At 65.5% G+C, this 11291-nt stretch carries 6 protein-coding genes and 1 tRNA gene; 1 reads left to right on the top strand and 6 read right to left on the bottom strand.

The window, feature by feature from the left end; all coding sequences use genetic code 11:
* Positions 1 to 53: 53 nt before the first annotated feature.
* The 4 genes from KV110_RS06305 to KV110_RS06290 form a co-directional block, all read right to left on the bottom strand.
* Positions 54 to 1307 (bottom strand): cytochrome P450 family protein, encoded by a 1254-nt coding sequence (locus KV110_RS06305; protein ID WP_218474234.1) that lies wholly within the window; start codon positions 1305 to 1307, stop codon positions 54 to 56.
* Complete coding sequence (locus KV110_RS06300) at positions 1304 to 2692, bottom strand: hypothetical protein (protein ID WP_218474233.1); 1389 nt, start codon at positions 2690 to 2692, stop codon at positions 1304 to 1306. The genes KV110_RS06305 and KV110_RS06300 overlap by 4 nt, the downstream gene beginning before the upstream one ends.
* Positions 2692 to 3516, bottom strand: coding sequence for an acyl-CoA thioesterase (locus KV110_RS06295; protein ID WP_218474231.1), 825 nt, complete (start codon positions 3514 to 3516; stop codon positions 2692 to 2694). The genes KV110_RS06300 and KV110_RS06295 overlap by 1 nt, the downstream gene beginning before the upstream one ends.
* 443 nt (positions 3517 to 3959) lie before the next feature.
* A complete protein-coding gene (locus KV110_RS06290; protein ID WP_218474229.1) occupies positions 3960 to 5687 on the bottom strand; it encodes an MDR family MFS transporter in 1728 nt (575 codons plus the stop codon).
* 301 nt (positions 5688 to 5988) lie between these two features.
* On the opposite strand from KV110_RS06290, the gene KV110_RS06285 reads away from it, so the two are divergent.
* Positions 5989 to 6062, top strand: a tRNA-Met gene (locus tag KV110_RS06285).
* A gap of 164 nt (positions 6063 to 6226) precedes the next feature.
* Here KV110_RS06285 and KV110_RS06280 read toward each other — a convergent pair.
* Positions 6227 to 6991 (bottom strand): helix-turn-helix transcriptional regulator, encoded by a 765-nt coding sequence (locus KV110_RS06280; RefSeq protein ID WP_218474227.1) that lies wholly within the window; start codon positions 6989 to 6991, stop codon positions 6227 to 6229.
* A 427-nt stretch (positions 6992 to 7418) separates the two neighbouring features.
* Positions 7419 to 10892, bottom strand: coding sequence for an indolepyruvate ferredoxin oxidoreductase family protein (locus KV110_RS06275; RefSeq protein WP_218474225.1), 3474 nt, complete (start codon positions 10890 to 10892; stop codon positions 7419 to 7421).
* Between the last annotated feature and the right edge of the window lie 399 nt (positions 10893 to 11291).

Genomic DNA, 11291 nt, shown 5'->3' with positions numbered 1-11291 from the left:
CAGGTCAGCCGGTCTACATCGGCCGACTGATCTGGGCCATGAGCTACCCGCGGTCAGTCGAGCACGGTCGGCAATGTTTGCAGACCGCGCAGGAACGTACTCGGTCGCCACTGCACGTCTCCGGCCATTTTCATGTTCGGATAGCGGGCCAGGATCTTCTCGAACGCGACCTTGGCCTCCAGGCGCGCCAGCGGCGCACCCACGCAGTAGTGGATACCGTGCCCGAAGGCGAGGTGTCCGCCCTTGCTCTTGCCGGTCTGCCCGATCTCGATGGTGTCCGGGTGCTCGAACTGGCTCGGGTCGTGGTCGGCCGCGGCCAGCGACACCGACACCAGTTCCTCGGCCGGAATCTCGATGCCCGCCAACGTGACCGGCTCGGCGGTGTACCGCAGGGTGGCCAGATGGACGGGTCCCTCGTACCGGAGGAACTCCTCGATCGCCGCGGGAATCCGCTCCGGCGACCGAGTGAGGTCCTCGTACAGCACCCGATCGCGCAGCATCGCGAAGAGGCCGTTGCCGATGAGGTTCACCGTGGTTTCGTGACCCGCCACCAGGATCAGGAACAACATCGCGATGAGTTCCCGGTCGCTGAGCTTGTCGCCCTCATGGTTCGCCATGATCAGCTGGGACAGCAGATCTTCGCCGAGGTCCTTCGAACGCTCCGCGACCAGCCCGATCAGATAGGTGGCCAGCTCGACACTCGCGGCGCCGCGCTCGGCCGCGGTGGCGTAGAACGGCGAATTCGCCGCCGCCTCCTGATCTTCGGCGTTCTCGGCCGACGACGAAGTCATCGTGGTCGACAGTTCACGGAACCGCGCCCGATCGGCTTCCGGTACTCCGAACAGTTCACAAATGACCGTCATCGGGATCGGGAGTGCGTAATCGGCGATCAAGTCCACCTCGGACTTGCCTGCCATGTCGTCGAGCAACTGATCCGCCAGCGCATCGATCCGCGGATGCAGCAGTTCCACGGTTCGCGCGGTGAACCCCTTGGTGACGAGTCTGCGCAGGCGGGTGTGGTCCGGCGGATCGGAACTGAGCATGTGTTCCCACAGATCCTGGCTCACCGAGGTGTAGCTGTCGCCCGGCCGCAGCCGCGTCGTGATCGGTGCGAGTCCCGCCGCGCTCTTCTTGATCCGATCGTCGGCGAGCACCTCACGGGCGAGCCGGTAGTCGACGACCAGCCAGGCGGTCAGGCCGTTGGGTAGCAGGACATGATGGATCGGGCCCTGTTTGCGCAGTTCGTCGTACACCGGGTGCGGGTCGTAGACGAATTCGGTGCCTAGTTTGAGCAGCGGCTTGGTCATGAGAACTCCCTGGCTGTCTTGCTGGTGATGCCGCCGCCAGTGCTGATCTGGAGCGGTTTCATTCCCCAGGCCTCGGCGACCAGTCGTGCCAAGAAGCCCAGTTCGTCATCGGTGTGCGCCATCTCGGGTTTGATGCTCTCCAGGACCCACTGGATCTTCCCGTCGAACTCCGACAACCAGGTCGCCAGCGCGATCGGTTGGGCAGCGGCCTGCGCCCTGTCGATGCCCTGGAATACGCCGCGCATCACGAACATCGTCGGCTGCGCGCCCTGGCGCATCACCGTCGGCAGGAAGGGGTCGAGGACGCCCATGTTGGAGCACATGCCGACGGTGATGGGCGGGGTGTCGACGAGTCGTTCGACCACGCCCTCGGGCAGCACGTCGATCAACTCGGGCGGCATGTTCCGTGGGCGGGAGATCCCGCCCGAACCGACCGCGTGGACCGAACCGAATCCGGCCTTGCTTGCCGCCCGCAGCGGCGCCAGATCGAGCCGGTCCAGCCACTCCCGCTGCACCACAATCGGCACGCGGGCAAAGGAATTCGAATCGATCTGGTCCTGTTCCCGCAGGATCCGCACGGCGGTCATCAACACCAACGGGTCGTCTTCGCCGACCAGGCCGCAGTGCCGCAGCAGATCGGCGACCAGTGCCAGGTACAAGGTGTTCGGCGTACCGCCGCGCTGTGCGGCGATGTCCTTCCACTGCGCCGCATCGAAGGTCGCGATCACCGAGCCCTCCCGCCAGCCCAGCGGTGTCGGCTCGGGCGCGGACCCACGGCCGGACAACGCCTTTCGCAGCGCCGCCCGATGGGATGGATCCTTGGCCGCCCGGCGTGCCTCCGAAACCGCCTCGCGCGCAACGGCGACACCGCGGCGCAGGCCGTCCTGCAGATCGGCGCGGACATCGACGACGTCGTCGAGGCCCTCCGTCGTGGCGAGTTCCGGCTGGACCAGGCCGATGGCCGCCATCAGCCCCGCGTGCCCGTCGGCGATGGCGTGCGAGGCGACGCAGGAGCAGACCATGCCGCCGGACCGGGTCGGCACCGCCGACAGCCGCCACCCGTAACCGCGTTCGGGATCGAGCGGATACTGAGCTTGGTCGTTCGCCCACGCCAGCGCGTCGGCGTCGTCGATCGCGGCGTGCTCCAGACTCAACGGAAGCGCCGTGTCCGCGAGTACCCAGCGCCATCGGGCGAACGGCACCCGAGGGCGGTGCACCCGCCGCATGAACGGGCCGGATCGCAGCGTCGCGTACATCTCGCTCAGCTGGTCGTCGGTGAGCCGGTTCGCCATGATCGTGACGGTCTGGCTGATAACCGGCGCGCCGTAGCCGTGGTGCAGGCGCAGGAATGCCTTGTCGGTGAGACCGACATACACCGGGGCCATCAGGAGGCCGCCCGTTCGATCAGACCGGTGCCGTAACCGGGTTCGGCCAACCGCAACATGCGTTCCTGGGCGACCATCGCCACCAATTCGCCGTTGCGACTGAATATCCGCCCCTGGGTGAACGCCCGGCCGCCCTCGGCCGAGGGCGATATCTCGTCGTACAGCAGCCAATCGTCCACTCGGTACGGCCGCATGAACCAGATCGAATAGTCCAGCGCGGCGGTCTGGATGGCGATGCCGGGATGCAGCGCGACGGCGGCGCCGAGCAGCGTCATATCGCTGGCGTAGGTCAGCGCGCAACTGTGCGTCACGGCGTCATCGGGCAATTCGTGGGTGTAGCGCAGCCAAACCTGTTGGTGCGCTCCGCCGGTCGCACGGTCGGGCACCCGGCGGATATCCCAGCCTTCCCATTCGTTGCCCGCGTCGCCGTGCCCGATCCGGACCAACTCTTCGGGGTCGGGCGCGGCTGGGCACGCGTCGGCATGCCGTACACCGCGATCGCCGATGTGGAACGAGGCGACCATCAGGAAGGTTTCCCGGCCGTGCTGCAGCGCCCTGATCCGGCGAACAACGAAGGACCGGCCGTGCTTCACGGTGTCCACCAGATAGTCGATGGGAATCTCGGGGGTGGTCGACCGGACGAAGTATCCGTGTATCGAATGGACGATGAAGTTGGCCGGCATCCCGGACGACCCCGCCGCCAGGGCGCGCGCCGCAACTTCGCCACCGAATGTCCGAACCAGCGCGGTGCGGTGTCGCAACTTGCCACGAAAGAAGTTCGTGTCGATCTGCTCCACCGCCATTGCGTCGAGTAACTCAACCATGGGCCAAACCTTCTCTTCAGCGATCCCAGAAAGTGCCTGCAACGCACCACAGGTGGTCTACGTTCGAACCATCACGTGACGCGTTGTAACAGATACAGTGAACCTCTAGTTAACGCGTTTCAAGGTGCTGTAATTCATTTCACAAGCAGGCAGGACGTCTTTACGAAAAACAATCATTCGGCAATTAGGCGAAACGCCCATATGTGCCCATGATCAGGAGAAACGTGGCCGTTACGCCGGTCCCGAATTGTCAGTTTCGGGTGCCGCCAGGACGCATATCCGGAACCTTCTAATCGCGCGAATCGGGCACCATCGGGTGCGATTTACCCTTTCACCAAGAGTTCATTGGATGCCCTTGACCGCGCCTCGCCGATCAATTAATCGACAGTTAACAATCCGAAGCACAGATCGTAAAATATCCGGTTGCCGAACTATCGGTTGCCCTACTCCGGGACAATTCCGTCCGCATTCCGGTCCGCTGCCACCGATGCCTCGAATCCGTCGGATTCCCGCAGCGGGATCTCCTTCCAGAACAGCACCATGACCAACGCGATCAGCGCGATCCCGGCGGCCGTGAGATACACCGTCGACATGGCATCGGCAAAGCCGGTCTGCAACGGTTCGGCGAGCGTCGGATTCAGCTGCTGTATCACCGAAGAGTCATCGAGCACCTTCTGGACCGCCGCCGAGTCGTGATGGATCAGGCCCTGCGCGAAGGCGACGTCGACCGGATTACCGCTGTGCAAGCCCGCCACCACGGCCTGCTGGTATGCCGGGTGAGTCGAGGCCGCCTCGATCGCGGCGGACACCTTGGTCGGCAACAGGCCGAACAATGTCGAGAGCAGCGCCGCGACCCCCAGCGTCCCGCCGACCTGGCGGAAGAAGGTGGCGGCCGCGCTCGAGACGCCCATGTCCTTGGGTGCGGCGGCGTTCTGGATGGCCAAGGTGATGGGCTGCAACAGATTTCCCAGCCCGACGCCGGTGATGGCCATGAAGATCATGGTTCGCCACAGCGGCGTTTCCGGTGTCAGATAGTGGAACAGGAACAAGCCGACGGCCACCGTGGCCGTTCCGATAATCGGAAACGCCCGATAACGACCGGTCCGCGAGATGAGCCGGTTGGACACGATCGAACCCACCATCAGGCCACCGACCATCGGCAGCAGTTGCAAGCCCGCCGCGATCGGACTGGCGCCGCGAACCACCTGGAGATACTGCGGAACGAGGATGATGCCGCCGAACAGCGCCGCACCGACCACCATCGCGATCGCGACGCCGAGCGCGAATGTCCGATTCCGGAACAGCCGCAACGGGATCAGCGCCGCGTCACCCATCCTGGCTTCGATGCCGACGAACGCGATCAGTCCGGCCGCACCGATCAGATAGCACGCCCCCGCGCCCGGGCTGGTCCACCCCCAGCTGCGGCCTTGCTCGGCCACGATCAGCACCGGCGTGATGCCGGTCGCGAAGGCCGCGGTGCCGAGCCAGTCGACCGGAACGCGGGCCGGGTTGCTTCGCGGCAGTTTGACCACGCGGTACACCACCACCAACGCGATCAGGCCGACCGGAACGTTGACCAAGAACACCCATCGCCACCCGGTGATCCCGAAAATGGTGTGCTGACTGGCGAACAGGCCACCGAGCACCGGGCCGATCACACTGGCCATCGCCCATGTCGCGAGGAAGTGCCCCTGGTACTTCGCTCTTTCCCGAGGACTCACGATGTCACCGAGGATGGCCGAGGCCAGCGACATCAACCCGCCCGCGCCGACACCTTGGATGGCACGGAACACCGCCAACTGATACATCGACTGCGCCACCGTGCACAACAGCGATCCGCCGACGAATATCACAATCGCGGCGAGCAGAAAGGGCCTGCGGCCGTACATATCCGACAATTTGCCGTACAACGGCGTTGTCAATGTCGCCGTGATCAAATACGCCGTGGTGACCCACGCCTGCAATGAGTAACCGGATAGATCGTCGGCGATGGTCCGGACGGAAGTCGCCGTGATCGTCTGATCCAGCGCCGCCATGAACATGCCGAGCACCAGGCCACTCAGGATGATCAAGACCTGGCGATGGGTGAATCCGCCCTGATTGCCCGGTTGTCCGGCGGGCGAAGGCGTGGCTACCGGATCGTTTCGATGTCCGCGGTTGGTCAGCGCCATCAGTAACTCCTGAAATCAGAAAGAAATCACGCATCAGTTATGAACTGCGGTCATCTCATCCCCGGACCGCGGCGACATCCGCCCACGAACTCAGCAGTACGAAACAGCAACGATAAACCTCGGTCACGATTCGGGAAACGCGGAGTGATGTCTATCTCGATCCATTGATGATGTGACTGCCATCACTCGTTGCGACGAGGCGCTGCCACCGCGTGGTCTGTCCGACCGGCCCGCCGCACGACTCGCCCTACCAGGCGTTTTCGCATCCAGGCACTCGGTGTGTAAGGTTGGAGACACCCGACGCGGGGTGGAGCAGCTCGGTAGCTCGCTGGGCTCATAACCCAGAGGTCGCAGGTTCAAATCCTGTCCCCGCTACTACGAGAACGGCCCGGAACACACAGTTCCGGGCCGTTCTCATTTCTTCCCGCGGGAGTATCGTGGCCGAGCTCAGTATCCCTGCTCCCGCCCTAGCATCCGCTGTAGCAGAACAACTCTCGGCTCGACATCAGGAAGCCGATTCATTTGCCCGACGCCACCGGTCACCCGCGCAACGTGACGAGCGGAGGAGTCGGGTCGGCGCGGTGCTCCGATCTGACCAGTTCGGCTCGGCTGACCACGCCCAAGGTGTCGTACAAATTTCGTATGCGTCGATACATCGATCGTTCCGAAAGGTAGTGCAGCCGCGCGATCTCGGCGACGGTCATCGACGTGCGCAGCATTCGCAACAGCTGCGCGTCGAACTCGTCCAACGCGCCTCGGCCGCCCTGCGCGCCGGGCGGCGGGTTCTCTCTGGTGGTGGGCGCCATGCGTATTCGCGTGGGTCCCCGCCGTGGACTGTGCGTGTCACTTTTGGTGCCGGTGTCGCGCATCGCCGGGTGCCGATTCTCGCGAACCGAACGCACGTGGTCCAGTAGTTGCGCGTGCAGGATCTCGGTTTGCCGCTCGATGGATATCGCGATGTTGACAACGAAGTTGGCACCGGATCGAATCGCGAAATAGGTCGCGTGGCCGGTGACGTCGTTGGTGACCGCGACGATCAGCCCCATGGCGTGCGTTGTCCGGATCGACCGCAGGCTGTCGGCCTGATGCTCGGTGTTGACCGGAAGCACGATCGGCGCACCGTCGACGTCGTCGCGTGCGGTGAGTTCGTCGTAGTCGGCGAACTCCAGCCGGAAGGCCGGAGCGAACAGGCTCCTGCACGGTCCGTTCGTCGGATCCAGATAGTCGCGCAGACTCGGATGCACGAATGCGTTGGGCTTGGCCATCTGTTCGATGCCCCGGCTCAGTTGTTGTACAGCGTTCAAGGAGTCCCCCCTTGCTTCGATCGGCGCACCCGCGACCACACCTGATCCGGGATGCCGCGCCGTGCGGTCTCGTCAAGCCATATCGAGCGCCGATGGAGCCGCGGCCCCTCCCCAGTCCCCTCAGTGGCCCGCTTCGGCCGCTGATTCCCGGCGCCCGATTTCTCCCTTCTGTCCCTGGCTACCTGTTTGGACGCACGAACCGCCCGATCGGTTCCATATCGAAGACAACAGTTTTGAATCGAAGACAACAGTTTTGAGAGGGTCCGCTACCAGCCGTCGGCAGTCGTAACCAGGCGCGCCGAACCCCCTGCCCGCCAATAAGAAAGCGGCCCGGAACCGATGGTTCCGGGCCGCTTCCCATGTGCCTGGGAGCGGGCCTAGACGCTCGACCAGGCGCGCGGACTACTGCCCAGACCGCGCTTGTCCACTACACCTGCGGCGGATCGATGCCGAGGTCGCGCAGGCTGTTTCGGTAGAGCTCCACATTGGCGAGTTTGATGTCCTCGTAGCCACGCACGGTGTCGGCGAGGGCGGCGGCCTGGACCGCGCGGTCGTAGTTTGCCTCGTCGAGAGTGTTCGCGAGCTCCGTCACCATCTCGGTGTAGTGCGCGAGCAGGGCGCGCTCTACGCGGCGGACGTGTGCGTAGCCGAAGGGATCGAACTTGGTGCCGCGCAGCCGCTTTCCCTTGGCCAGCAACCGCAGGGAGATGTGTCCGCGCGGTCCGATGCCGATCTTCTTCTTGCGGCCCATGGCGCGCAGGACCGGCGGGTGCAGCTTGTAGGTGAGGTTCGACCCTTCCGGCAGCTGGGCGCTGACTTCGTCCAGGAACGCCGGGTCGGTCAAGCGGCGGGCCACCTCGTACTCGTCCTTATAGGCGGTGAACTTGTACAGGCCGCGGGCCACCTGCTCGCTGAATTCCGTGCGGCCGGTGACCTTCTGCTGCGCGTCCCAAATGCGTTGCACGGTCGACACATAGTCACGAGCGATCCGAACGCCCTGGAAGCCGATCAACTCCGCGGCACGCAGTTCGACGAGCCGCCTGGTCTCCCCGGTAGCGGTCAGGCCGTCGAAAAGATCTGCGGGAACCTCGGTTTCGGCGCGCTTGGGCCGCGGACGGCCGGTGGCGGCGGCGAAGTCGTCCGGGCTGGCGACCGCGACCCGGCCCCAGCGGAACGCCGCGATATTGGCGTCCACGGCAACACCGTTGATCTCGATGGCCTCCTCGATCGCCGCGGCGGGCAGGCGGAGGCCGCCGAGTTGATAGGCGGCGCCGACCATCAGGAAGTTGGCGGCCGCGGTGTTGCCGAACAGCACCTCGGCGGCGCCGAGCGCGTCGAAGGAGCGCACCGCACGCGACGCCTGCTCGAGCCGGGACAGCAGCGCGGGTGTCTCCGGATACTCGACGGCCTTGTCGTACACCATGTCCCCGGTCGGGGTCTTGCTGGTGGACGCGACCGACAGCGTGGTCGCCTTCGAGCCGTAGGCCAGGTTCTTGTTGTCGGTGGCGGTGAGCAGATCGAAGGCCACGATGCAGTCCGCCGAACCCGGGGTCAGCCGGTTCGCGGGCTCCAGTTCGCCCTGCACGAACCGCAGGTGCGAGACGACCGGCCCGGCCTTCTGGCTCAGGCCGATCTGGTCCAGGCTGGCCACGTCGTAGCCCGCGCGCAGCGCGGCGGTCGCCAGCACCTGGTTCACGGTGACGATGCCCGTGCCGCCGATGCCGGCCAGGAAGACGTTCTGCGTCGTCGTTGGCGCGGGCTGCCGCAGGTCGGGTAGCACCGGCGGCGCGGGACGCTGCATTGCCTTGCGCTTCTTGGCCTTCCCCGGCTCCGGCAACTCCACCGTGACGAAGGACGGGCAGTCGCCGTCCATGCAGGTGTAGTCGGTGTTGCAGGAGGTCTGATCGATGCGGGTCTTACGGCCGAATTCGGTGTCCACCGGCTGCACCGACAGGCAGTTGCTCTTGACGCCGCAGTCACCGCAGCCCTCGCAGACCGCCTCGTTGATCACGACCCGGGTCCGGCGGACCGGCAGGGTGCCGCGCTTGCGCTGGCGGCGCGCGTCGGCAGCGCAGTGCTGGTCGTAGATGAGGACGGTGACGCCGGGGATCTCACGCAGGGTGCGCTGTGCCTCGTCGAGCCGATCACGGTGCCACAGCCGGGTACCGGGGGCGAGATCGCGCTTGCGGTATTTCTTCGGGTCGTCGGCGCAGATAATGATCTGCGCGACACCCTCGGTGCTGAGCTTGTGGGTCAGCATCGGCACGGCGAGCGCGCCTTCGGCGTCCTGCGCGCCCGTCATCGCGACGACGTCGTTGTAGAGCAGCTTGTAGGTGATGTTCACCCCGGCGGCGACACACGCCTGCACGGCGAGCTGACCGGAGTGGAAATACGTTCCGTCACCGATGTTCTGGAACAGGTGCGGCACATCGGTGAACGGCGCCTGACCGATCCACTGCGCGCCTTCGCCACCCATCTGGGTCAGCCCGGTGACCTTGCTGTCCTCCCGGCCCGACATGGTCACCATGGTGTGGCAACCGATGCCGCCGCCGGCCAGTGAACCCTCCGGCACCGCGGTGGAGCGGTTGTGCGGGCAGCCGCTGCAGAAGTAGGCGGCGCGCTTGGCGGGCAGCACCGCGAGCGAGAGCGGTTGCGGCAAGGGCCGTTTCATGTCCAGGTAGCCGTCGAGGGCGCGCCGCAGCGGCTTGGTGATCCGACCTGTGGTGAGTTCGCCGTCCTGAGCGAACAGTGGGCGACCGGTCGCGTCGCGCTTGCCGATGATCTCGGGGGCGTCGGCGATGCCGTACAGGATCTCCCGGATCTGCGTCTCGATGAAAGCGGTCTTGTCTTCGACCACCACGAGGCGGGTCAGGCCCTTGGCGAACTGCTGAACACGTTCGGGCGCAATGGGATACGGCATGCCGATGCGCAGCAGCCGGACACCGGCGCGGAGCAGCGCGTCGTCATCGACACCGAGATCGATCAGGGCCTGCCGGACGGCATCGAAAGTGGTGCCGGTGGCGGCGATTCCGATGGTTGCCTTGGCCGGGTTCAGCTCGATGACGTCGAGCTCGTTGAGCGTGCTGTACGCCTTGACGACTTCCCACCGCGGCCCGTACAGGTCCGCCTCGGCGATCACGCTGTCCGTCGGCGCCGCCATCGGGCGCTGCAGGTAGCGGAAGGGCCTGCCCTCCCAGTTGATCTCGGGAACGACAATGTCGATGTCACCCACAGCGCCGTCGACCGTCCAGGCGCCGTCGGCGACATCGGCCACGATCTTCAATGCGACCAGGCAGCCCGAGGCACGGGACAGCGCGACACCGTGCAGGCCCATGGTGATGATCTCGCGGGCATTGCGCGGGAACAGAACCGGGATGTTCATCGCGGCCAGCGAGCGCTCGCTCACCGCGGGCACCGTCGAGGACTTCGAGGCCGGGTCGTCACCGACCAGCAGCAGCACACCGCCGTTGGCGTTCGCGCCGTACATGTTGGCGTGCCGCAACGCGTCCGTCGCGCGGTCCAAACCTGGTCCCTTGCCGTACCACACACCGACGACGCCATCGTGCGTCGCGGCTCCGGCGGGCAGATCGGCCTGGCTCCCCCACACCGAGGTCGCGGCGAGTTCTTCGTTCAGCCCGGGGACGAAGGAAATATCGTGCTCGGCAAGCACGTTGGGCATACCGGCCAGCATCTTGTCGACGCCGCCGAGCGGACTGCCCTGATACCCCGACACGAAGGTGCCGACCCGCCGCCCGGCGCGCAGGTCGCGCACGTGCTGTTCCACCAACTGACGCGCGATCGCTTGGACCCCGGTAAGGACAACGGTGCCTGCACCGACCCGGTAGCGGTCGGCAAGGTCATAAGGCGCCGGAATCAGATCGTGATCGGCGAGCTCGGTCATACATCCACCCGTCCGGTCGGCACCGATCGGGCGCCTCCCTAGTTGAGCACTTGATGCCGATATCCTGTCCTTGAAGTGCTGAATGAACAATAGTGAGTCAAAAAATTGAGCAGACTGCGCAATTTCATCGAGTGTGAATGGGCACACACCATGCACCATGCAAGGTCAACTGTGACCCCCACCACCCACCGCCCTCAACGTTGCGCGCCGTCCGAACGGGACATCCCGGCGGCATACGCCGAGTAGCGCCCCCCATGTCCCACTCGGCAGATGCCCCATGCCGGGCCCTGGACAAGGCGCCCGGCGGTGCGGCCCCGCCATGCACCGCGGGGTGTCCGCTGGTCGGGCGAACGTCGAGAGCTATCCGCCATGGCGTGCCACGCACCGGTTGACATGGGG

The sequence above is a fragment of the Nocardia iowensis genome, from assembly GCF_019222765.1.
Classification (GTDB): Bacteria; Actinomycetota; Actinomycetes; order Mycobacteriales; family Mycobacteriaceae; genus Nocardia; species Nocardia iowensis.
Note: the sequence above shows the minus strand (reverse complement) of the source record. Positions and strands in the feature narration are given on the sequence as shown.